Source organism: Chromobacterium subtsugae, from assembly GCF_035919665.1.
Classification (GTDB): Bacteria; Pseudomonadota; Gammaproteobacteria; order Burkholderiales; family Chromobacteriaceae; genus Chromobacterium; species Chromobacterium subtsugae.
Map to the genome: position 1 here is coordinate 3,350,867 of NZ_CP142381.1, position 20,750 is coordinate 3,371,616.

General features: G+C 65.1%; 18 protein-coding genes. 7 read left to right on the forward strand and 11 right to left on the reverse strand.

The genetic code is table 11. The annotated features are described in order from the left end of the window. The first annotated feature begins 126 nt into the window (after positions 1–126). Together U6115_RS16090 and U6115_RS16095 are read left to right on the forward strand one after the other, a co-directional pair. Positions 127–975, forward strand: coding sequence for an HDOD domain-containing protein (locus U6115_RS16090; RefSeq protein ID WP_060379918.1), 849 nt, complete (start codon positions 127–129; stop codon positions 973–975). A gap of 21 nt (positions 976–996) precedes the next feature. Further along, positions 997–1,209 carry a hypothetical protein gene (locus tag U6115_RS16095; RefSeq protein WP_043577802.1) on the forward strand — a complete coding sequence of 71 codons (213 nt, stop codon included), beginning with the start codon at positions 997–999 and terminating at the stop codon, positions 1,207–1,209. A gap of 183 nt (positions 1,210–1,392) precedes the next feature. Here the strand turns inward: U6115_RS16095 and U6115_RS16100 are convergent, their stop codons facing one another. From U6115_RS16100 to U6115_RS16130, 7 genes are all read right to left on the reverse strand, one after another. Further along, entirely contained in the window at positions 1,393–3,042 is a 1,650-nt protein-coding gene (locus U6115_RS16100; protein ID WP_043577803.1) for an ArnT family glycosyltransferase, read from the reverse strand. A 111-nt stretch (positions 3,043–3,153) separates the two neighbouring features. After that, positions 3,154–3,369 (reverse strand): 50S ribosomal protein L31, encoded by a 216-nt coding sequence (gene rpmE, locus U6115_RS16105; protein ID WP_043577805.1) that lies wholly within the window; start codon positions 3,367–3,369, stop codon positions 3,154–3,156. A gap of 107 nt (positions 3,370–3,476) precedes the next feature. Further along, on the reverse strand, positions 3,477–4,850 hold the full coding sequence (gene cysS, locus U6115_RS16110) for a cysteine--tRNA ligase (protein ID WP_043577807.1): 1,374 nt from the start codon (positions 4,848–4,850) through the stop codon (positions 3,477–3,479). Positions 4,851–4,983: 133 nt separating this feature from the next. Further along, positions 4,984–6,201 carry a 6-phosphofructokinase gene (locus U6115_RS16115; protein ID WP_076098013.1) on the reverse strand — a complete coding sequence of 406 codons (1,218 nt, stop codon included), beginning with the start codon at positions 6,199–6,201 and terminating at the stop codon, positions 4,984–4,986. A 273-nt stretch (positions 6,202–6,474) separates the two neighbouring features. Next, positions 6,475–6,819, reverse strand: coding sequence for a fucose-binding lectin II (locus U6115_RS16120; RefSeq protein ID WP_043577808.1), 345 nt, complete (start codon positions 6,817–6,819; stop codon positions 6,475–6,477). A 225-nt stretch (positions 6,820–7,044) separates the two neighbouring features. After that, complete coding sequence (gene ushA, locus U6115_RS16125; protein ID WP_043577810.1) at positions 7,045–8,691, reverse strand: bifunctional UDP-sugar hydrolase/5'-nucleotidase UshA; 1,647 nt, start codon at positions 8,689–8,691, stop codon at positions 7,045–7,047. A gap of 85 nt (positions 8,692–8,776) precedes the next feature. After that, entirely contained in the window at positions 8,777–10,462 is a 1,686-nt protein-coding gene (locus U6115_RS16130) for a glutamine--tRNA ligase/YqeY domain fusion protein (protein ID WP_043577815.1), read from the reverse strand. A gap of 341 nt (positions 10,463–10,803) precedes the next feature. Here U6115_RS16130 and U6115_RS16135 point away from each other — a divergent pair, with 341 nt between their 5' ends. Further along, positions 10,804–11,109: an H-type lectin domain-containing protein gene (locus U6115_RS16135; RefSeq protein ID WP_043577818.1), complete on the forward strand. Its 306-nt coding sequence runs from the start codon at positions 10,804–10,806 to the stop codon at positions 11,107–11,109. 52 nt (positions 11,110–11,161) lie between these two features. Here U6115_RS16135 and U6115_RS16140 read toward each other — a convergent pair whose 3' ends face one another. After that, on the reverse strand, positions 11,162–12,013 hold the full coding sequence (locus U6115_RS16140) for a Kdo hydroxylase family protein (protein WP_043577821.1): 852 nt from the start codon (positions 12,011–12,013) through the stop codon (positions 11,162–11,164). Positions 12,014–12,297: 284 nt separating this feature from the next. On the opposite strand from U6115_RS16140, the gene U6115_RS16145 reads away from it, so the two are divergent. From U6115_RS16145 to U6115_RS16155, 3 genes are all read left to right on the forward strand, one after another. Beyond that, on the forward strand, positions 12,298–14,556 hold the full coding sequence (locus U6115_RS16145; RefSeq protein ID WP_043577823.1) for a YgiQ family radical SAM protein: 2,259 nt from the start codon (positions 12,298–12,300) through the stop codon (positions 14,554–14,556). 169 nt (positions 14,557–14,725) lie between these two features. Next, positions 14,726–16,201, forward strand: coding sequence for a protein adenylyltransferase SelO (locus U6115_RS16150; protein ID WP_043577825.1), 1,476 nt, complete (start codon positions 14,726–14,728; stop codon positions 16,199–16,201). A 124-nt stretch (positions 16,202–16,325) separates the two neighbouring features. After that, entirely contained in the window at positions 16,326–16,550 is a 225-nt protein-coding gene (locus U6115_RS16155; RefSeq protein WP_047239035.1) for a hypothetical protein, read from the forward strand. An 18-nt stretch (positions 16,551–16,568) separates the two neighbouring features. Here U6115_RS16155 and U6115_RS16160 read toward each other — a convergent pair whose 3' ends face one another. Further along, complete coding sequence (locus tag U6115_RS16160; protein ID WP_052258183.1) at positions 16,569–17,075, reverse strand: GNAT family N-acetyltransferase; 507 nt, start codon at positions 17,073–17,075, stop codon at positions 16,569–16,571. A 164-nt stretch (positions 17,076–17,239) separates the two neighbouring features. Here U6115_RS16160 and U6115_RS16165 point away from each other — a divergent pair, with 164 nt between their 5' ends. After that, the gene (locus U6115_RS16165) at positions 17,240–18,586 is read left to right on the forward strand and encodes an HD-GYP domain-containing protein (RefSeq protein WP_043577828.1); all 1,347 of its coding nucleotides are present in this window, start codon (positions 17,240–17,242) and stop codon (positions 18,584–18,586) included. Between the two features lie 11 nt (positions 18,587–18,597). Here U6115_RS16165 and U6115_RS16170 read toward each other — a convergent pair whose 3' ends face one another. Then, positions 18,598–19,512, reverse strand: a complete 915-nt coding sequence (locus U6115_RS16170) for an EamA family transporter (protein ID WP_080770280.1) — start codon at positions 19,510–19,512, stop codon at positions 18,598–18,600. 9 nt (positions 19,513–19,521) lie between these two features. Continuing rightward, on the reverse strand, positions 19,522–20,706 hold the full coding sequence (locus tag U6115_RS16175) for a hypothetical protein (protein WP_146008467.1): 1,185 nt from the start codon (positions 20,704–20,706) through the stop codon (positions 19,522–19,524). Positions 20,707–20,750 lie beyond the last annotated feature (44 nt).

Below are 20,750 nucleotides of genomic sequence, written 5' to 3' on the forward strand. Positions count from 1 at the left end.
ACGGGATGCGCTGAACTGAATTATCATGAATACAAGCGCTTTTGAGCAGCGGCGGATTGCGTGGACGCAAGCGGAATCCGCCCATCGCGCCAGCAAGCGAAGCGCAGCGATTTTCGGAGCGGAAACATGTTGAGCCGGCACCAGCAAAGCTGGGGTATTGAACAATGGGCAGCCTATCTGAAAGACAAGGACATACCCGTTTTATCGGCGACGAGAGATAGTTTCCAGGCGCTGAAATCCCAGGGAAACGACGCGCCTGAGTTTTCGCCGCGGGAACTGGTGGACATGGTGCACGACGACCCCTATCTCGCCCTCAAATTGCTGATAGAAGCCGAACGGCATCGCTCCAGACGCCTCGGCAAGGAAACCACCACCCAGTTGGGCGCCATACTCCAGCTCGGCAGCGATGAGTTGTATTCGCTGATCTCCAGAAGCCCGGTCGTGGCGGTGAACCACCCGGGCTGGAAAGCCGCCGTGGCCACCGCAGTCCTGGCGTCCGGCATCGCGCGGGCCTGGTCGAATTTCCGCTCCGACACCTCCCCCGAAGAAATCTCCCTGGCCACGCTGCTTTCCGAAACGGGCGAATTGCTGTTATGGCATTTCGCGCCGGAGTTGCCGGCCCAGGCCATCGCGGAATTCGAAGCCGGACGCGCCAACCGAACCGGCCTGGCGCAATTGAATACCGCCGGATTCACGTTTCGGCAATTGACGCTGGCCCTGGCCGACATCTGGCAATTGCCGCAGATGATCAGCCAGTTGATCCGCGGCGTCGACAGGCCGCGCACGCATATCGCCCAAATCGCCATCGACTGCGCCCGGCATCTGATGCAGAACCCCGACAATCCGGCCCTGCCGTCCGACATCGGCAATATCTCCCAATATATTCCCGGCGTCGCCAAGGAAAAGCTGGTCTCGGTGCTGCCGATTTCCGAAACCCAGCAAGCCCATATTCTCGCCGGCCTGCAAATGGAATGAGCCGGCCGGGATAGCTCGTATTTGCAGGCGGCCAGTCCCAAGGCATTGGCGCCCCACCAGCGCGGCGGCTGGCGCCGGATCCGTCATGATGCCGATTCGATGAAAAAGGCCCTGTCGATTTGCCTGGCCGACCCCGGCGCCCAATGCTGGCGCTACGAGGTGGATGACAAGACAGTCTGGCAGGGTATGGTAAACAAGAGGATCTCGCGGATCCCGCTGCTCGCGCATCCATGACGCCGCGCGCAGGAACATCCCGATCGGGAAAAGCCGCTCCGGCCGAGGCCGCGCCAAAGCGGCCGCCGCAAGAAAAAGCCATTGCCCGGGCCAAGCCGGGGCAATCCGCGCGAAACTTCGGCCATCCCAAAACAAAAGCCATCCCGGCGCCAGCCGGAATGGCTTCGCCAGCTTGTTGCAGTCCTACTGCGCCGTCGGCAAGCGCCTGAGCAGCGCGAAAGTCATGTTCTGTTCGCGCGGACGGTGGCCCACCCACAGCACTTGCCAGCCGGGTTCCGCCATGCCTTCGCTCTTGTCCCGCACGATCAGCCAATAATCGCAGGGAGGCGTCTCGCCGGCCGGGAACGATACCAGATCCATCCCCGCGTAATAGCGCCAGCTGATCTGTGCCAGGCGGTTGCGGCTTTCGGTGGCGACGCAGCGCGCGTCGGCGGGCAGCTTGGCCTCCATGGCGGCCACCACCGGACGATAGCTCTTGGCGGCATCGAACCAGGGCAGCCATAAAGTCATGCCCAGGCCCCACAGCAAGGTCAGCCCCGCCGCCCAGTTGGTAATGGCCTGGCGCCCGCGCAAGTGCGGCCGCGTCAACGCCCACAGCCACGCCAGCGTGGCCGCCAGCGCGCCGCCGGCCTGCCACCACGACACATGCGGCTGGTAGAACGGGCTGAAATACTGCGCGCGTCCGGCCAGGCGCTCGGGCCAGCCATAGTTCATCGCCGCCCATCCCAGCCACACCAGCAGGCCGAACAGGCCGCAAGTCATCAACGCGAACCAGTTGAGGAAAGCCGCCGCGCCGCGCCGCAGACTGTCCAGCTCCACCGCGGCCAGCACGGCTAGCGGCAGCAGCAGCGGCATCGCGTCGGTGATGTTGGCCCGGTCGGACAGGGTCAGGCCCAGCGCGATCACCACTGAAAACAACAATGGCAGCTGCAACTTGGGCGACTGCAGATAGCGATTGCGGTGCAGCGTCCACAAGGCCAGCGGCCAGGCCGGGAAGGCGAACCACAGCGCGTTCAGGCTGTAATAGCCGAAATCATGAAACAGCCGCAGACGATGAAAGCCGCTGGTCTGCCCCAGCGCGTAATTGCCCCACCAGTCGGCGAACAGCGCGGGCGAATCGCGCAGCAGCAGCATCGGCCATACCAGGATGGCCGGCACCGCCAGCAACAGCGCCAGCAGCAGAGTGATCGCGTACTGCCGGTTGCGCCAGCCGCTGAACGCCGGCAGCAGCAACGCCGCCAGCCAGATCAGCAGCAGATCGGCCAGGCTGCCGCCCAGGAAAATCGCCACGCTGGAAGCCGCCAGCATGGCGCCGGCCAGGCCAGGCGAGCGCAGCGCCAGCGCCAGCGCGTAGAAGGCGGCGGCGAAGCCGGCAAAGCCCGCTATCATCGGCGTCAGCTGGTGGCCGGACTCCACCAGGCCGATGCAGCCTATCAAGATCATCACCACGCTGCGGCCATGACGCCTGCCGATCAGCTCGCGGCCGGCCATGCCGGCCAACAGCAGCGACAGCGACATCAGCAGCGGCGTGGCCAGCCTGGCGGCGTCATGCGCCGGCAGCAGCCAGGGCGAGAACAGCCGGATCAAGCCGGCAGCCAGCCAGTAATAGAGCGGAGGGTTGTCCAGATACGGCGCGCCCTGCAGGGTCGGCAACAGCCAGTTGCCGGTATGCAGCATGCCTTGCGCCGCCGCCAGCACGAAAGGCTCGTCCGGTTTCCAGGGGTCATGCCCCAGGATGCCCGGCCATAGCCAGATGAAGCACAGCAGCAGCAGCACCCAGGGTTTCTCGGTTGGCTTGGCCAGCGAACTGGCCTGCGCGGAATAAGTCAGCATCCGATTGCCACCTTAGCGTTCTGAAGGGTCAAATCAATTATCCCATGCCTTGGCGGCATGAAAAAAGGCAGCCGCAGGGCTGCCTTTTTTGTCTTCCAGAAACGGCCAGGCTTAGCGCTTGAAGAAGCCGCCGAATTTCTGGTTGAACTTGTCCACGCGGCCGGCGGTGTCGACGATCTTCTGCTTGCCGGTGTAGAACGGGTGGCAGTTGGAGCACACTTCGATGCCGAAGCTGTCTTTGGCCATGGTGGACTTGGTCACGAACTGGCTGCCGCAGGAGCAGGTAACGGACAGTTCTTTGTAATTCGGGTGAATATCGGTTTTCATCTCTCTACCTTTCATAACGGGTGCAGGGGTTTTGCCTGCACTGCTTGCGAAACGTGGCATTATCCGCCGTTTGCCGCCGCTTGACAAGCGCGCAAACGGCAGATCGCTCAGGCGCGGCGCCAGCTGGTGCCGGCCGCGCCGTCTTCCAGCACGATGCCCTTGGCGGTCAACTCGTCGCGGATGCGGTCGGACTCGGCCCAGTTCTTGGCGGCGCGCGCATCTTTGCGCGCCTGGATCAGCGCTTCCACCTGTTCGGCCGACAACTCGCCCTCGCCCACTCCGCCCTTCAGGAAGGATTCCGGATCGCGGCCGAGCAAGCCCAGCACGCCGGCCAGATCCTTCAACAAGCGCGCTTGTTGCGGATCGTGGCTCTTGTTCACCTCGCCGGCCAGCTCGAACAGCACCGCCACCGCCTCGGATGAATTGAAATCGTCGTCCATCGCCTTCTTGAAGCGCGCGGCGTAGGCATTGTTCCAGTCTATGCCGCTGGCGGCCGGCAGTTCGATGCCGCGCAGCGCCGTGTACAGGCGGGTCAGGCCGTGCTTGGCGTCGTTGAGGATGCCATCGGTGTAGTTGACCGGGCTGCGGTAGTGGCTGCGCACGATGAAGAAACGAATCACTTCGCCATCGAAATGCTGCAGCACATCGCGGATGGTGAAGAAGTTGCCCAGGCTCTTGGACATTTTCTCGCCGTCGACATTGATGAAGCCGTTGTGCAGCCAGTAGTTGACATACTGATGGCCGTGCGCGCCCTCGGACTGGGCGATTTCGTTCTCATGGTGCGGGAACTGCAGGTCCTCGCCGCCGCCGTGGATGTCGAAATGCTCGCCCAGATGGTGGCAGCTCATCACCGAGCACTCGATATGCCAGCCCGGACGGCCCTTGCCCCACGGGCTGTCCCAGGACGGCTCGCCCGGCTTGGCGGCCTTCCACAGCACGAAATCCAGCGGATCGCGCTTGTTCGGGTCCACTTCCACCCGCTCGCCGGCGCGCAGCTTGTCCAGCGTGCGGCCCGACAACTTGCCGTAGCCTTCGAATTCGCGCACCGCGTAGTAGACATCGCCGTTGGCGGCCGGATAGGCCTTGCCGTTGGCGATCAGCTGTTCGATCAGCGCTATCATGCCGCCCACGTGGTGGGTGGCGCGCGGCTCGTGCGTCGGCGGCAGCAGGCCCAGCGCGGCGGCGTCCTGGTGCATGTCGGCGATGGTCTCCTCCACCAGCTGCTCCGGCGTGATGCCGCGCTCCAGCGCGCGCTTGATGATCTTGTCTTCGATGTCGGTGATGTTGCGCACGTAGTCGACTTCATAGCCGGAGGCCTTCAGCCAGCGGTAGATCACGTCGAAGGCGGCCAGCATACGCGCGTGGCCGATGTGACAGAGGTCGTAAACGGTCATGCCGCAGACGTACATGCTCACTTTGCCGGGTTCGATGGGTTTGAACGCTTCCTTCTGGCGGGTCAGTGTGTTGTACAAGCTCAGCATGATCAAAAAACCTATGGTTGGACTATCGAAAGGGACGATTGTAGCAGAGCGCGGCCTGACTCTGTTACAGGCGCTTGAATAATGCAAAACCGCCGGCACGCCGACGGTTTATGACATGGAAATATATGGATAGTCAAACTTTTGGCCAGGCTATCGGCCGGTAATCCGGCAAGCCGTCCTTGAAAGGCGGAATGCGCTCGCCCTCCATCAACGGTTTCACATAGTCCAGAAAAGCCGGGGTCACGCTGAAACCGTCGGCGCCGATGAACGCCGGCGGCAGGCGCTTTTCCTTGTCCCCGACCTCGGACAGCGGCACCTCGGCCACGTCCCAGCAATAGGGGTGGTCGTTCAAGCGCCGAATGCCGGCCATCAACCCGGTTTTGCCGGCCAGCAGCCACTCCACCGCCCGCTCGCCCATCAGATAAGCCTGGCGCACGTCGGTATTCGAAGCCAGGTGGCCGCCGGCGCGCTGCAGGTAGTCGACCTGGGCGACATGGGCGGAAATGCCGCGCTCGCGCAGGATCAGCTGCGCCAGCCAATGGCCGGCGCCGCCCAACTGCTCATGACCGTAGGTTTCCGACTGCTTGGCTTCGGCGACGAAGCGGCCGTCCTGACCGGTGATGCCTTCGGCCACCGCGATCGCGCATTGCCCGTACTTGGCCAGGCTGGCGTCCAGCGCCGCAAGAAACCGCGCCGGCTCGAACGGCACCTCGGGCAGCAGCAGCAAGTGCGGCGCCTCGTTCGGCGCGCGCGCGGCAGCGGCGCAAGCGGCCGCCAGCCAGCCGGTGTGGCGGCCCATGGTTTCCATGATGAACACCCGCCCCCAGCCCATGCTGGTCATGTCCAGCCCCACCTCGCGCATCGCGCTGGCCAGGAATTTGGCCGATGAGCCGTAACCCGGACTGTTGTCGGTGCCCATCAGGTCGTTATCTATGGTTTTGGGCACGCCGATCACGCCCAGCTTGTAGCCGGTGTGCTTTTCGAAATCGACCAGACGCTCGGCGCAGCCGAGCGAGCCGTTGCCGCCGTTGATCAGCAGGTAATGGATATCATGCCTGGCCAAGACATCGCGCAGCCGCAGCCAATCTTCCGGCGCCTCTTCGAATGTGCCTATCATGCGGCGGCTGACGCCGAAGCTGCCGCCAGGCATGAAGGCCAGCTGGGCGATGGCGGTATCGGGCACGCCGTCTGTATCGCACAACCGGCCGTCCAGCAGGCCCGCCAGGCCGTCGAAAGCGGCATAGAGCGACAGACCGAGGCGGCGCGCCGTCTCTATCGCCCCCTGGGCGGAAGCGTTCAACACGGCGGTGGGGCCGCCGGATTGCAGATATACGGCTCGGAGCTTGGACATGATCGCAACCTGGAATGAGTGGACGGACAAGGCGGCGCAGGCATAGCGGCGCCGCTGACACCACCAACATACCACTTGCGGGAAAGCCGCCTCAAGCCGCGCATCCGCGGCAAAACGGGATTCCTTGACCGGCGGCAAACCGCTTGCGAAGTTGCGGGGGAATTACAGTAGACACGGCAAATCGCCGCCTGCGAAAACAACGCGAGCGGCGACTTGGCGCCAAACGGGGGCGCGCCAAGCCTGCGGCAAGCGCGGGCCCAGCGCGCGGGCAGCTTAGCCCAGCGGCCAGTTCAACAGGACGATGGCGTCGTTGTAGTCGGCATCGGTGCCGTCTTCCGAACCCAGCAAGGCCAGATTCACCTTGTTGGCCAGGATCACCTGGGTGGACACCAGGTCGGAAGCCTTGCCGTTGACAGTCACCGTCACCCGGACGTTGCCGGTGCCGGAGTTGACCACCTGAGTGCCCAGGTTCTTGTCGGTGATGCCGCTGCCGCTGAAGGTGGCGCGGACTTCGTTGTCGACCAGAATGGCGACATTCTGCACATTGGCGGCATTGGTCAATACAGTGGCGCCGAAATTGATGCGCGCCGGAAGAGTGAATACGCCTTGCTGAGCCATGGTGATTCCTCCAGGTGATGCCAACCCCGCTGGCCGTCCGGCCGCGCGCGGGCCGGAACGCACAATGCGGCGGGGAATCGCGATTGTTCAAGCATCGAAATGCTTTCGCCCCCATCACCCTAAGCCATCGCTCCGGCCGGCACACCGGTACCAAGGGCTAGTACCCCTGGGCAGGCAAACCTCGGATGATTGCCCACCCGGCCAACGACAAGCGGCCCGCCCGCGCTATTCGCGCGTCACCTCGCCGGATGGCGCATAAGCCCCAGCCTGCACCGGCGCATGGCTGGCGAGATAAGCCTTCAGCATCTCGGCATCGACAAATCCGGTATTCACATAGCCGGGATGCCCGGCCATCTTCGGGTAGCCGTCGCCGCCCGCCGCCATGAAGCTGTTGATCGCCACGCGGTAGGTCCTGGCCGGATCGATGGCCGCTCCGGCCACCTTCGCCTCCCGCAGCTCGCCGCCCACGATGCGCAGCTTCACGCCGGCAAACTGCGCGAAGGCGCCGGCGCCGGGCGTCATCTTCGCCGCGGCCCGCAGATAGCCCAGCGCCTCACTGCCCGGCAGGTCCACATAAGCTACGGTGCTGCCGAACGGAAACACCTTGAGCACATCCCGATAGCTGACCGCGCCCGCCGGCAGCGAGTCGCGGATGCCGCCCGAGTTGATCACCGCGAAGTCTGCGTGGGTCTTGGCCATCATCGCCTGGCCGACGAGCACGCCCAAGCTGGTGGGCCGGCTGCGCACCGCGGCGCGGTCGCCCTCCAGCCTGGCGGATAGCTCGCCCACCTTGACATCCAATTCGGTCTGCCCCCGATCCTGGTAGTTCTTCAGGAAACTGCGCAATTTGCCGTCTTCCGGAATTCGCGCCTCATACAGCGTTTTCTGCGCCTTGCCGTCCGCGTCGACCATTGTCTTTTTCAAGTTGACCGGGATCAGCCGATACTTCACCAGCTTGAGGTTGCCGTTATGGAATTCGAAATCGGCGCGTCCGACGTATTTGCCCCACTCGTGCGCCTGCACGATCCAGGCGCCGTTCTGGCGATCGGGCGCGCAGGGCGCGCCCGGCACGTAAGCGTCGTCGCGGACGTTTTCGGCCTTCATGCACACCGGGTTCTGGCTGTGGCCGCCGACGATCAGGTCCAGCCCCTTCACCGCGCGCGCCATTTCCACGTCGCCCGGCGCATTCACGCCATGTTTGCCGTCGGCGTAGTGGCCCATGTGGGTGGCGGCGATGACGATGTCCGCCTGCTTGCGCAATGCCGGCACCAGTTGGCCGGCTTCGGCGATCGGGCTCTTGAACTCTATGCCCCGGATCTGCGCCGGATTGACCATCTTGGCGGTATCGTCGGTGGTCAGGCCCAGCACCGCCACCTTGACGCCGCCCAGATTGAACATGGCGTAAGGATCGAACATCCGCTTGTCATCCTGATAAATGTTGGCGGACAGCATCGGAAAATGTATCCAGCCGCGCTGTTTCATCAGCACCGGCAGCGGTTTGTCGAATTCGTGATTGCCCACCGCCATCGCGTCGTAGCCGATGCGGTCCATCGCGCGGAAATCGGGTTCGGCGTCCTGCAGGTCGGATTCGGGCACGCCGGTGTTGACGTCGCCGCCGGACAGCAGCAGCGTGTAGCCGCCCTCCGCCTTCACTTCGGCGCGCACCTGGTCGACCACCGTCTTCTGCGCGGCCAAGCCGTACTCGCCGTCGGCATTGGGCCAGAAACGGCCGTGATGGTCGTTGGTGTGCAGGATGGTGATCTTGTAGGTCTTGCCGGCGACGTAGCTGCCTTTGCCTGGCGCCGCCGCGCAAGCGGACAACAGGCCGGCGGCCAGCAGGGAAAGCAGGATGGATCCGGGCGAAACGCGCATTTTTTCTTCTCCTTGCGGCCGATCGCCGGACCGCACGTAAAAATGGCGAACCCGGGGGCTCGCCATTCGGCATCGCTGCTGCCGCTTATTTGCTCCAGCTATCCTTCAGGCCGACGGTGCGGTTGAACACCGCCTTGACGCCCGGCTGGTGCTCCTTGCGGTCGGTGACGAAGTAACCCAGGCGCTCGAACTGGAAACGCGATTCCGGCGCGGCCTGCAGCACCGAGGCTTCGACGTAGGCCGGCACCAGCGTCAGCGATTCCGGGTTGATGAACTGGCGGAAATCGACGTACTCGCCGTCTTCGCCGCGCACCGCGTCCGGACGCGGCTCGGTGAACAGGCGGTCGTACCAGCGCACATCGGCCTGGATCGCGTGCTCGGCCGACACCCAGTGGATCACGCCCTTGACCTTGCGGCCTTCCGGATTCTTGCCCAACGTGTCGTGGTCAATGGAACACTTCAGCTCCACCACGTTGCCGGCGGCGTCTTTCACCACTTCCTCGCACTTGATCACGTAGGAATAGCGCAGACGCACTTCTCCGCCGGCGGTCAGGCGCTGCCACTTCGGCGGCGGCACTTCGGCGAAGTCGTCCTGCTCGATCCAGATCTCGCGGGAGATCGGCACTTCGCGCTCGCCGAATTCCGGATGGTGCGGGTGGAACGGCGCGCTGCGGCTGGCGGTGACGGCGGCGTCGTAATTGGTCAGCGTCACCTTCAGCGGCTTCACCACCGCCATCACGCGCGGCGATTCGTTTTCCAGCGTCTCGCGCACCGCGCCTTCCAGCACGCTCATGTCGATGATGTTCTCGCCCTTGGACACGCCGATGCGCTGGGCGAACAGCCTGATGCCCTCCGGGCTGTAGCCGCGGCGGCGCATGCCGGCGATGGTGGGCATGCGCGGGTCGTCCCAGCCGGTCACCACGCCTTCGTTGACCAATGCCAGCAGCTTGCGCTTGGAGGTCAGCGTGTACAGCAGCTCCAGCCGCGACGATTCATACTGGCGCGGGTGGCAGCCGATGCTGATATTGTCCAGCACCCAGTCGTACAGCGGGCGGTGGTCTTCGAATTCCAGCGTGCACAGCGAGTGGGTGATGCCTTCGATGGCGTCGGAGATGCAGTGGGTGTAGTCGTACATCGGATAGATGCACCACTTGTCGCCGGTGCGGTGGTGATGCACGCGGCGGATGCGGTAGATGGCCGGATCGCGCAGATTGATGTTGCCGGAGGCCATGTCTATCTTCAGACGCAGCGTCTTGCTACCGTCCGGAAACTCGCCGTTCTTCATGCGGGCGAACAGGTCCAGATTCTCTTCGACGCTGCGGTCGCGGTAGGGGCTGTTCTTGCCCGGTTCGGTCAGGCTGCCGCGGTACTGGCGCATTTCCTCGGCGGACAGGTCGTCCACATAGGCCTTGCCGGCCTGGATCAGCTCCACCGCGTAGCCGTACAGGCGATCGAAATAGTCGGACGCGAAGCGCACGTCGCCATCCCACTTGAAGCCCATCCAGCTGATATCGTCGATGAACGATTGCACATACTCCGGCGACTCTTTCTCCGGGTTGGTGTCGTCCATGCGCAGATTGCACTTGCCCTTGTAGTCTTCGGCCAGGCCGAAGTTGATGCAGATGGCCTTGGCGTGGCCGATATGGGCGAATCCGTTGGGCTCCGGCGGAAAGCGGGTGACGATGCTGCTGTGCTTGCCCGACGCGAGGTCCTGGTCGATGATGGTTCGGATGAAGTTGTTGACAACCGGCGCGTTGTTTTCCGTGCTCATGTTCTGGCTGTGGGTATGGATAGCGAATCGGTCATTGTACCCGATTTTGACTGAATATCGGGCGCAAGCTGGCCACTCTAGATGCTACTGCTCGCTGACGGCCCGCGCATGCGATCCGCCATCCGTGCAAATACGATAAGTATATCCAACGATTTCATTGCCGCATCGCACGATATAGAAAGGGGCATGGCTCGCGCATCCGGCTCAGCCGCGGCAAGAACGCTGAGCCGGCCTAGCCACCAGTCCAGGCTTACGCCAGACAAGCAAGCCGCCCAAACCAGCAGCCGGATAGACCATCAAGGGGATCGCGTTCAATCCGTTTCCAACGAAGGAGCATCATCATGACGCAAATCGTATTGGTAGGAGAGGTTTCCTCGGGCTACAAACATCCCCAGCAGCTCCCGTCCGGCGTGCCCGTCACCATCCGGGTACCGTTCAAGCTCCATAACGGGGCCGTAGTCTCGCTGCGCAATCCGCAAGTCATCATGTCCATCAAGGACGTCGACGCCTCTCACAATGAGAACCTGCGAATCAATCTTTACGCAAATGGCATCGACAATAACGGCTTCAACGCCAATTTCGAAACCTGGTCCGACTCCGCCATATACAGTCTCGTCGCCTCCTTCGTCGTAGTGGGAGACGCTTAAGTCCCGCGCCGGGCGATGGGAGTCATAGCCCTATCGCCCGCCAGGTCCCAACTCACGCCAGCGCGCGCCCCACGATGCGCTCCAGCTGCCTCAGCGGCGACTTGGCCGGGTCGTCCATCTTGTCCAGCGGCAGCCACAAGGTTTGCTCCAGCATGAACTGGCCGGACATCACCGCGTGCGAGGCGTGGTCGGAGAAGCAGATCCATGCGCCGCCGGGCGCGAAGGGCACGGTTTCCTGCGGGCAGCTGCGCTGGTATTCCAGGTCGGCCTTCATCGCGTCGTGCAGATGCAGCATGATGTGGTCGTAGCCGCTGCGCTTGCGCTTGGTGATTTTCAGCGCCGCCAGCAGGGCGGCCGAGCCGGGCCATTGCGCCGGCACTCGCGGCAGCATTTTCTTCGCCATGTCCTCGAACGGCTCGCCGACGCGCCATACCCGCGGCTCGCCGGCCGGGTTGACGTTGCAGAACACACGCAGGATGCGCTCGCCGTAGGTGGGCCGCGACGGGAAGGCATCCACGTGCAGGCGGCTGTCGTCCTTGCGCCAGGAGGTCTTGCGGTCTTCCACCCGCACCAGGCGCAGGCTGGTAGGGGCGGCGCGCGTCTTGCCTTGATATTCCGGTAGCACGCGGGCCAGCAGGCCGGCCGCCGCTTGCTGATAGCGCGAGATCAGCGCGCGCACCGCCGCCTGGGTCTCGTCGCCGCCCAGCACGCCGTGCAGCGCGCCGTTGTTCGGCTCCAGGCTGATGTTCTTGCGCTTGGGATCGGACAGCGCCGGATTGAGCAGCGCCTGTTCGGCCGGGCTCAAGGTGAAGCCGAAGTCTGGCACATGCAGCACGGCGCCCGCCTCCAGTTTCCGCACCAGATCGCGCTCCCCCGCCGCCACGCTCACGATACGCTCGCCCATATTCCCTCCTTGATCCTGATCGATAAAATGTCCGCGGCGGCGCCAACCCGCCGGGTGCTGCGCCGCACAAGCCCGCAAGGGTACACCAAACTCATGCCCCAGGCATCCGCCGCGGGCCGTCCGCGCGACAGACCCTTGATTTTCATCACAAAACCCCGCGCCGGCCCGCCGCGGGCAAACCCCTACCGCCAGCCGGGCGATTCGCCATAATAAACAATTGTTTATGCTGATTTTTTTATCCGGATACGGCATAATGTGCGGCTGCCTGAATTCGACGTGAACGCATGACTACTCCGCAAGCCGCCGCCAAACCAATCGATTCCTACCGCAAGTACTGGGCCAGCCGTTTCGGCACCGCCCCGTTCCTGCCGATGACCCGCGCCGAAATGGACCAGCTGGGTTGGGACTCCTGTGACATCATCCTGGTCACGGGCGACTGTTACATCGACCACCCCAGCTTCGGCATGGCGTTGGTGGGCCGCCTGCTGGAGGCGCAAGGCTTCCGCGTCGGCATCATCGCCCAGCCGGACTGGCACAGCGCCGACGCGTTCCGCGAACTGGGCAAACCGAACCTGTTCTTCGGCGTCACCGCCGGCAATATGGATTCGATGATCAACCGCTACACCGCCGACCGCCGCGCCCGCTCCGACGACGCCTACACGCCGAACGCCGAGCCCAACAAGCGCCCGGACCGCGCGGTCACCGTCTACGCCCAGCGCTGCCGCGAGGCTTACCCCGGCATCGGCGTGATGATAGGCAGCATCGAGGCCAGCTTGCGCCGCATCGCCCACTTCGACTACTGGAGCGACAAGGTGCGCCCGTCGGTGCTGGTCAACTCCAAGGCCGACATCCTGCTGTACGGCAACGCCGAGCGCGCGCTGGTGGAAATCGCCCACCGCGCCGCCAAGGGCGAGAAGCTGTCCGAGATGCGCGACATCCGCGGCACCGCCTTCATCGTGCCGCACGGCTGGCGCCCGGACGACGAATGGCAGGAGATGGACTCCAGCGTGGTGGACGTGCCGGGCCGCGTCGACCCGCACCTGAACCCGTACCAAGAGATACCGGAGCAGGCGGCCGAGGCCACCAAGGACATCGATCCGTCCAAGCCGCAGGTGATCCGCATCGAATCGCGCGAGGAGCGCCTGGCCAAGCGCCGCGCCGAACGCGCCAAGACCGTGATCCGCATCCCGGCCTACGAGGCCGTCGCCCACGACCCGGTGCTGTACGCCCACGCCAGCCGCACCCTGCATCTGGAATCCAACCCCGGCAACGCCCGCGCGCTGGTGCAGATGCATGGCGAGCGCGACGTATGGCTGACGCCGCCGCCGATTCCGCTCACCACCGAGGAAATGGACTTCGTCTACGGCCTGCCCTACGCCCGCAATCCGCACCCAGCCTATGGCGACGCCCACATCCCGGCCTGGGAAATGATCAAGTACTCGGTCAACATCATGCGCGGCTGCTTCGGCGGCTGTACTTTCTGCTCCATCACCGAGCACGAAGGCCGCATCATCCAGAGCCGCTCGGAAGAATCGATCCTGCACGAGATCGAGGAAATCCGCGACAAGACCCCGGGCTTCACCGGCCACATCTCCGACCTGGGCGGCCCGACCGCGAACATGTACCGCCTCAGCTGCAAGGACCCGAAGATCGAGTCGTCCTGTAGAAAGCTGTCCTGCGTGTTCCCGGACATCTGCGAAAACCTCAACACCGACCACAGCCACCTGATCCAGCTGTACCGCAAGGCGCGCGCGCTGCCGGGAGTGAAGAAGATCAACATCCAGTCCGGCTTGCGCTACGACCTGGCCGTGCGCTCGCCCGAATACATCAAGGAGCTGGTGCAGCACCACGTCGGCGGTTATCTGAAGATCGCGCCGGAACACACCGAGGACGGCCCGCTGTCCAAGATGATGAAGCCGGGCATGGGCGCTTACGACAAGTTCAAGGAACTGTTCGAGCGCTTCAGCCGCCAGGCCGGCAAGGAACAGTACCTGATCCCCTACTTCATCGCCGCCCACCCGGGCACCAGCGACGAGGACATGATGAATCTGGCGCTGTGGCTGAAGAAGAACAACTTCCGCCTGGACCAGGTGCAAACCTTCACCCCGACGCCGATGGCGATGGCCACCACCATGTGGCACACCCGCCGCAACCCGCTGAAGCGCCTGAGCCGCAGCTCCGAAAAGGTGGACGTGGTGCGCGACGGCTACCGCCGCAAGCTGCACAAGGCCTTCCTGCGCTATCACCATCCGGACAACTGGCAGATCCTCCACGACGCGCTGATCCAGATGGGCCGCAGCGACCTGATCGGCCACAGCAAGCACTGCCTGATCCCGCCGACCCCGCCGGGCGACAAGGCCGCCGCGGTGCGCCACCGCATGGGCGCGCCGGCCGCGCGCGGCAAGGCGCCGGGACAGCGCGCGCCGGGCAACGCCCCGCAGCGCGGCAAGCCGGCCGTCGGCGCCAGGCCGCAATCGGGCAAGCCCGCCACCGCCAAGAGCGGCGGCGGCAAGCCTGGCGGCAAAACCAGCCGCAGCCGCTAAGTCCCGACCAAGCCGCCCGATGGGCGGCTTTTTGCCGCGCCCGGCCCTGGCCATGACGGCGGACGCGGCATCGCAAAGAAAAATTCAAGAGCCCGGCGGCGCGAAATTAAGATATCGTCATGCCATGCGCAGCCGCCGCCAGCCGACAGCACACCACAAGGATTCCGCCATGATCCGCATCGCCTTCGACCACAGCTACGCCCGCGACCTGCCCGGCGCTTACGAGCCCGCGCTGCCCGACGCGCCGCCCGCGCCGGCGCTGCTGTACTGGAACGCACCACTGGCGGCCGAGCTGGGGCTGGACGCCGCCGACGCCAGCGCGGCGGAGCTGGCCGCGGCCTTCTCCGGCGCGGCGCTGCCCGCCGGCGCGCAAGCCATCGCCCAGGCTTACGCCGGCCACCAGTTCGGCGGCCTGTCGCCGTCGCTGGGCGATGGCCGCGCCATGCTGCTGGGCGAAGTCATCGACCACAACGGCCAACGCCGCGACATCGCCCTCAAAGGCAGCGGCCGCACCGCGTTTTCCCGCCGCGGCGATGGCAAGGCGGCCGTCGGGCCAATGCTGCGCGAACTGATCATCGGCGAGGCGATGCAGGCGCTGGGCATTCCCACCACCCGCGCGCTGGCAGTGGCCGCCACCGGCGAAACCGTGCACCGCGAGCGGCCGCTGCCCGGCGCGGTGCTCACCCGCGTCGCCGCCAGCCATCTGCGCGTCGGCACCTTCCAGTACTTCGCCATCCGCGGCGAAACCGACATGCTGCGCAAGCTGGCCGACTACGCCATCGCCCGCCACTACCCGGAGCTGGCCGGCCGGGACGACCGCTACCTGGCGCTGCTGGCCGCCGCGGCCGAGCGCCAGGCGGCGCTGATCGCCCGCTGGATGCACGCCGGCTTCATCCACGGCGTGATGAACACCGACAATATGGCGCTGTCCGGCGAAACCATAGACTACGGCCCCTGCGCCTTCATGGACGCGCACCACCCGGACACCGTGTTCAGCTCCATCGACCGCAACGGCCGCTACGCCTACGGCAACCAGCCGGCGATCGCGCAGTGGAATCTGGCCCGCTTCGCCGAAACCCTGCTGCCGCTGATTTCGCCGGCCGACCCGGGCGGCGCGGTGCCGGCCGCGACCGAGATCATCGAAGGCTTCGCCAACCGCTATCAATCCATCTGGCTGGAACAGGCGCGCCGCAAGCTGGGCTTGCCGGACGCGCAAAATGGCGACCTGGCTTTGATTGAGGACTGGCTGACGCTGCTGGCCGCCCAAGGCGTGGACCACACGCTGGCCTGGCGCTACCTGGCCGACGCCGCCGAAGGACAGCGCGCGCCGCTCGCCGCGCTGTTCCCCGCCCCGCAGGAACTGGAGCCGTGGCTGCTGCAGTGGCTGACCCGCCTCGCCATCAAGACCCGCCGCGCCAGCGACGTGGCGGCGGCGATGCGCAAGCAAAACCCGCTCTACATCCCGCGCAACCATCTGGTGGAAGAAGCGCTGGACGCCGCCAGCGAACGCGGCGACATGGAGCCGGCACTGCGGCTGCTGGAAGTGCTGCGCGACCCGTTCACCGAACGCGAAGGCCTGATGCGCTACGCGCTGCCAGCCGCGCCGGAGGTCGCGGAGGGATATCGGACGTTTTGCGGAACGTAGTGACAATAGCGTCAGGAGATCATCTTTGGGAAAGCAAGCAAACATGCTTGCTTTTTTGCTATAAACAGCACCAAGAGGCGTTCCGCTTTACGCAATTACTTAGCAAAGCACTGGAGCATAAACCATGGCCCATGAAGTCACCCTCAACCTCCAGGAAAAAATCATCTTACACAAAGATGTGGAATTTGAAATAAAGCTTGATGGTGCAAAACTGGGTACACTGCTGATCAGCAAGGGTAATATCGGGTGGCTACCTTCAGGAAATTCCATCAATAAAAAGCGTATGACTTGGAAACGCTTCGCTGAAATTATGGAACACGAGGGAACGCCAGTTCGATCCAAGAAATAAATCTATAAATACATCCCCTTATAAATTTTTAACCATCACATAGTCATCCATCACAAATCCATTACCGATATCGGCCACCACCTCTTCCCGCACAGTGAAACCGCGCTTTTCATACACGGCGATGGCGTCGGCATTGTGCCGGTTGACAGTCAGCATCAGCGTGGCGCAGCCCTGAGTGCCGGCCGCGGCTTCCGCTTCGTCCATCATCCTGCCGCCCAACCCTCTTCCCCGCATCTCTTCCAATAGATACAGCTGCTCCAGCTTCATTTCGCCGGGCCGGCCGCTCAGCGCGTAGCTGCAATAGCCGGATGGACGGCCACCCACCCGCAGCAGGCGGAACCAGCGGTCGGGCGCGTCCAGGTAGCGGCTCAGCTTTTCCGGCGTGTAGCGGCTGGAAACCATGTAATCGATCTGTTCCCGCGTGATCATCATGATGAAATGCTTGCGCCAGATTTCGGCGCCCAGCGCCGCGACGGTGTCGAAATCGTGATCGGTGAGAAAATCCAGGGTGATGGCGGCAGACATCAGGGCAGGCTCCAGGCAAGTTTGCGAAAGGGCGAAACCACAGCACATGCTGTAAGCATTTTTACCGCCGCCAGCCCGCCTCGTCCAGCCGCGCCGCGAACAAGCATTGCCAAAACGCGGCCGGCCGCAGATAAACAAAGCATTCCCCGCGACGAGGACACCGCATGGCCGCCACCCTGAAACTGTCGCAACTGATCAGCGCGCTGAGCTACGCGCTGGACATCACCGAAGGCCAGCCGGAAGGGCATTGCCTGCGCAGTTGCTGGATAGGCATGCACATAGGCCGCGCCATCGGCCTGGAAGAACAAGCGCTGTGGGAACTGTACTACACCATTCTGCTGAAAGACCTGGGCTGCAGCAGCAACGCCGCCCGCATCAGCGAGCTGTATCTGGCCGACGACCGCCGCTTCAAGCAGGCGTTCAAGCAGGTGGGCGCCAGCCTGCCGCAGATGCTGGGCTTCGTCTTCAGCCAGACCGGCACCCATGCCGACGGCTGGCGCCGGCGCGCCGCCTCCATCTTCAATGTGCTGCTGCGCGGCAAGGAAATGGCCGACGAACTGATCAACACCCGCTGTCACCGCGGCGCCGACATCGCGCGGCAATTGCGCTTCAACGAGGGGGTGGCGATGGGCATCCAGTGCCTGGACGAGCACTGGGACGGCTCCGGCCGGCCGCGCGGCCTGCAGGGAGACGGCATTCCGTTGAACGCGCGCATCGCGCTGCTGTCGCAGGTGACCGACGTGCTGCACGCCACCCATGGCCGCGCCGCGGCGCTGGACGAGGCCACAGGCCGCGCCGGCGGCTGGTTCGACCCCGAACTGGCGCGGGCGCTAGCCGGCATCGGCCGGGACGAAGCCTTCTGGCGCCAGTTGGAGGCGGACGACGTCGAGCAGGCGGTGCTGGCGCTGGAGCCCTCGCAATGCGAAGTGCCGCTGGACGAAGACTACCTAGATGAAATCGCCGAAGGCTTCGGCCTGGTGGTGGACTCCAAAAGCCCGTTCACCGCCGGCCACAGCCTGCGCGTCGGCCATTACGCCGACCGCATCGCCGAACGGATGGGCGTGGCGCCGGAACGCCGGCGCTGGCTGAAACGCGGCGCGCTGCTGCACGACGTCGGCAAGCTGGGCGTGAGCAACACCATTCTGGACAAGCCCGGCAAGTTGACGCCGGAGGAATGGGAGGCCGTGAAACGCCACGCCGGCTACACCGAAGCCATTCTCAGCCGGATAGACTCTTTCGGGGAGCTGGCCTTGATGGCGGGCGCCCATCACGAGCGGCTGGACGGCGGCGGCTATCCGCGCGGCCTGAAGGCCGACGCCATCGCGCTGGAAACCCGCGTCATCACCACCGCGGACATCTTCGACGCCATCAACGCCGAACGCCCCTACCACCCCGCCACGCCGATAGCGGAAACCCTGGACATCATGCGCCGCAGCCTGGGCAGCGCCATCGATCCCGCCTGTTTTTCGGCGCTGGAGCAGGTGCTGCGCCTCGAAGGCGTCGCGGCGTAAGCGCCGCCGGATCATCGCGCCGTCAGCAGCGAGCCCAGGCTGGCGCCGACCACCAAAGCCACGCCCAGCAACTGCGCCGGCGCAACCGGCTGCGCCAACAGCAGCCAGCCCGCCAGCGCGGCGATGGCCGGCTCCAGGCTGGCCAAGATGCCGAACGACGCCGCCGGCATCCGTCGCAGCGCCAGCATTTCCAACACGTAAGGCAGCAGGGGCGTCAACAATGCCAAAACCGCCGTTTGCGGCAAATCCGGCAGCGGGCGGCCATGCAGGCCGGCCAAGCCGAAAGGCGCGCACCACAAGGCGGCCATCAGCATGGAGGCCGCCAGCCCGTCCAGCCCGCCGCCCAGCCGCCCCACCCGCTTCATCAGCAAGATGTAAGCCCCCCAGCAGACCGCCGCGCCGCAGGCGAACGCCAACCCGGCGGCATCGCCCTGCCACTGCCCGCCATGCCAGGCCAGCAATCCCACGCCCAAGAAAGCCAGCGGCGGCCATGCCAGCGCCAACCGGCGGCCCGCGCCGGCCAAAGCCACCAGCAAGGGGCCGAGAAAGTTGATCGCCACCGTCAGGCCCAGCGGCATGCTGCGGATGGCGGCGAAAAAACACAGCATCATGCCGGCCATCGCCGCGCCCAAGGCCGCCAGTTGGCCGCCATGAGCGCGCAGCAAACGCCATAGCGGCGGGCGCGCCCAAGCCAGCAGCGCCAAGGCCGCGCAGCACAGCCGCAGCCAGGTCAGCGCGTACGGGCCTTGCTCCCGCATCGCCGGCACCGACCAGGCCGATCCCAGTTGCACGCAAACCATGGACAACAAGCCCGACAACACGCCCAGCAGCAATCGCCCGTCGCGGCGGACGACAACGCCGGCCGGCTTCCGGGACAAAGCCCGGCAAGCGGGTTGGGGCAAGGAATGGACCGGGGGCTCGGACATGGCGGCCAGTCAGAAAGTGACGAAGGCTCCGCGCAGCTGCCGTTTCATCTCCCGGTGCCGCGCCAACAGCGCCGGCGCCAGGCGGCCGCCGCCGCGGTGGATCAAGGCGGCGTCGCCGACCTCGGCCTGCGCCCGGACGATGATGGCGTCGATATCCCGCTCGCCCAGCAACATCTGCCGCAGGATGGGCAGCACGCAGGCCATGTCGGCGGTCACCACGCCTATCTTGGCCGCGCTGGCGGCTTCCGGGCCGTTCACGCCTATCGACAACGGAACCCGCCGCAGCATCTCGGCATCGTTGCCGCCATCTCCCATCGCCACCAGCGGCTGGCCGCCGCGCAGCGAGCGCCCCAGGTTAAGGGCCGTCGCCGCTTTCGAGCGGTCGCCCATCATCGCGCAGGCTTCGATGATCTCGCCCAGCAGGGTGGGCGCCGTCCGGCGGCGCCGCGTCGCCGGGTCATGGCTGATGCCCAGCTCGTCGCGACAATGCCGGATGAAGCGCGCTTGCAGCAGCTGCCGGCCGCAGTCCGACAGACGGCGTATCTGGCCATCCGCGCCGCGGTGAATCTCCGCATAGCCGTCGATGATGGCGAAAGCGTCGTCCAGATAGCGGTTCACCGCGCCGATTTCCTCATCCCAGCGCCGGTGGCCGCGCAGCAGCTCCGCGGCCTCGTTCAGCGGAAACGGCGAGCCCAGGATGCGCTCCCGCGGCAGCAGGCCGCTCGCGGCGACCAGATTGCGGTAGGGTTGTTGCGGCGCGGTGGTGATGCCCACCGCCATCATGCCCATCCTGTCCAGCTCCGCCAGCATCCGGGCGGCCCCCGGCGTCGGCGCGCTGCGGCGGGCCAGCAAGTCGAGATAGCCGGCGTCCGCGCCGCAGGCCAGCAGCATCGGCAGGGCGAAAATGGTGTCGGTCCCCTCCTGGGCGCAGCCGTTGCGGCATTGGGGCCGACGCAGTCCCGCGGTGGCTTCGCTGAAAGCCGCGTAGTTTTCCTGGTACAGGATGTGGCCGTAGGATGGCGTGGCGTCCACTGCGTAATGGCGGGGGCGAACCCGGGCCGACAGCGCTTCGGCGATGAAATCGCCCAAGAACAGCGGGCCTTCGACATCGCTGGCCAGGATGCCGGCGGCGGCGCGGCGGCCCGGCAGCGCGCTCAGCGAGCGCAAACTGCGCTCGCCCAATAGATACCGCATGTCCGCGCCTATCATCTCGACTCCTCCCGCGCCGCGGCTTGCCT

Bases quoted from the DNA above. Each gene is read 5' to 3' on its own strand.
- U6115_RS16175 (WP_146008467.1), bottom strand. From the start codon at position 20,706: ATGCGGTATCTATTGGGCGAGCGCAGTTTGCGCTCGCTGAGCGCGCTG.
- U6115_RS16150 (WP_043577825.1), top strand. From the start codon at position 14,726: ATGATCCGCATCGCCTTCGACCACAGCTACGCCCGCGACCTGCCCGGC.
- U6115_RS16155 (WP_047239035.1), top strand. From the start codon at position 16,326: ATGGCCCATGAAGTCACCCTCAACCTCCAGGAAAAAATCATCTTACAC.
- U6115_RS16090 (WP_060379918.1), top strand. From the start codon at position 127: ATGTTGAGCCGGCACCAGCAAAGCTGGGGTATTGAACAATGGGCAGCC.
- U6115_RS16165 (WP_043577828.1), top strand. From the start codon at position 17,240: ATGGCCGCCACCCTGAAACTGTCGCAACTGATCAGCGCGCTGAGCTAC.
- U6115_RS16115 (WP_076098013.1), bottom strand. From the start codon at position 6,201: ATGTCCAAGCTCCGAGCCGTATATCTGCAATCCGGCGGCCCCACCGCC.
- U6115_RS16160 (WP_052258183.1), bottom strand. From the start codon at position 17,075: ATGTCTGCCGCCATCACCCTGGATTTTCTCACCGATCACGATTTCGAC.
- U6115_RS16170 (WP_080770280.1), bottom strand. From the start codon at position 19,512: ATGTCCGAGCCCCCGGTCCATTCCTTGCCCCAACCCGCTTGCCGGGCT.
- U6115_RS16135 (WP_043577818.1), top strand. From the start codon at position 10,804: ATGACGCAAATCGTATTGGTAGGAGAGGTTTCCTCGGGCTACAAACAT.
- cysS (WP_043577807.1), bottom strand. From the start codon at position 4,850: ATGCTGAGCTTGTACAACACACTGACCCGCCAGAAGGAAGCGTTCAAA.
- ushA (WP_043577810.1), bottom strand. From the start codon at position 8,691: ATGCGCGTTTCGCCCGGATCCATCCTGCTTTCCCTGCTGGCCGCCGGC.
- U6115_RS16100 (WP_043577803.1), bottom strand. From the start codon at position 3,042: ATGCTGACTTATTCCGCGCAGGCCAGTTCGCTGGCCAAGCCAACCGAG.
- rpmE (WP_043577805.1), bottom strand. From the start codon at position 3,369: ATGAAAACCGATATTCACCCGAATTACAAAGAACTGTCCGTTACCTGC.
- U6115_RS16145 (WP_043577823.1), top strand. From the start codon at position 12,298: ATGACTACTCCGCAAGCCGCCGCCAAACCAATCGATTCCTACCGCAAG.
- U6115_RS16140 (WP_043577821.1), bottom strand. From the start codon at position 12,013: ATGGGCGAGCGTATCGTGAGCGTGGCGGCGGGGGAGCGCGATCTGGTG.
- U6115_RS16120 (WP_043577808.1), bottom strand. From the start codon at position 6,819: ATGGCTCAGCAAGGCGTATTCACTCTTCCGGCGCGCATCAATTTCGGC.
- U6115_RS16130 (WP_043577815.1), bottom strand. From the start codon at position 10,462: ATGAGCACGGAAAACAACGCGCCGGTTGTCAACAACTTCATCCGAACC.